Origin of the sequence: Vibrio sp. ZOR0018 (assembly GCF_963865925.1) — a bacterium.
GTDB lineage: Bacteria > Pseudomonadota > Gammaproteobacteria > Enterobacterales > Vibrionaceae > Vibrio > Vibrio anguillarum.
In genome coordinates this window covers 1-1,243 of record NZ_CAWMCN010000172.1, presented here as the reverse complement: position 1 = coordinate 1,243, position 1,243 = coordinate 1, and the positions used below count along the sequence as shown (strand labels likewise).

Here is a 1,243-nt window from a genome sequence, read left to right as displayed (position 1 = left end):
TTTTTTGAGTTCGGCTATGCGTTGTCAACCCCTTAGCCGGGCGTTATGTTTAATCACCAAAAATCAGTGGGTTATGGTTTTTCTTTGTTCCCTCGGCTGATTGGTTTTGTGTTTGTCGGCAAGTTGGCTTCAGCGGGCGCTGTTTTCTGGACATTTATTCTTTGGCGCTGGAAATTCAGAGAATTGCCTCAGCCTATTTTCGAGTAAGCGCGAGGTTGGTTCGGCTGGCTCAATCAGTATTTTGAACACAGGTTTTTGGGCTTGAATTGCCGAAATTCGAAGTCTGTTTTTTAAATCTATGAATCGTTTCAGTTTTTTAGGTCTTGGCTTTTGTTTGTGAATCAAAGCTGAGTTAATCTTGGCTTTTGTAAAACGTAAGCCCTTGAAGCTTAAACATAACAAAGCGTTAAAGAGGGACTTGGCACGCGTGGCATTTTCAGTTTGCGTTGGGTTTAGTGGTTACGGCACTGTGCGGTAGCTTTTGTATTACGTGCCTGCGCCCCTTAAGCGGGCGTTATAAGCTAAAGAGGAATTATGACCAAAATCTATTTCGTATGTGGCTTTATTGGTTCGGGTAAAACTACCTACTCTAAGAAGCTTGCAAATAAACATGGAGCCTTTCGTTTCTCCATCGATGAATGGATGATTCCTTTATATGGTGAACATATGGAGCGTGAAGTCTTCGATAGCCGTTTGGCTACGCTTCAAGACTTATTCAAAGACTCTGCTCGCCAGCTTTTTGCTCTTGGTGTCCCAGTTATTTTCGATTTTGGTTTTTGGCGCAAAGCTGACCGAGAAACTTTTATTGGTTGGGCATCAGAGGTGGGTGTTGAGAGTGAAGTTCATTATCTTGATGTTCCCTTCGAAACATGCCAACAAAGGGCACTTTCACGTAATTCAGATTTGGATGGCAAATCGTATGAAATTACACCTGAAATGTTGAAATTGTTCTGGTCTTGGTTTGAAACACCAGCGTCGAATGAAAATGTTGTTTGGGTTCATAGGGATACTCAACCACGCTTATAACAAACGGCTCAAGAGGGATTGCCAACGCGTGGCGGCTTTAGTGCAAAATTGAAATTCAGGGTTTACGGTGTGTTTTTTGAGTTCGGCAGTGCGTTGTCAACCCCTTAGCCGGGCGTTATGCTCTAGTCACAATCAAACTATTTTGGAATATATCACAATGAAAAAATTAACAATTCTAGCTCTTTCATCACTGGCTTTCTTCTCATCTAACACTTTT

General features: G+C 42.1%; 1 protein-coding gene. It reads left to right on the top strand.

Annotated elements, in window-relative coordinates:
- The first annotated feature begins 534 nt into the window (after positions 1 to 534).
- Positions 535 to 1,026, top strand: a complete 492-nt coding sequence (locus AACR75_RS18545) for an AAA family ATPase (RefSeq protein WP_047691327.1) — start codon at positions 535 to 537, stop codon at positions 1,024 to 1,026.
- Positions 1,027 to 1,243 lie beyond the last annotated feature (217 nt).

Coding starts and splice junctions, on each gene's coding strand:
- AACR75_RS18545 (WP_047691327.1), top strand. CDS start 535: ATGACCAAAATCTATTTCGTATGTGGCTTTATTGGTTCGGGTAAAACT.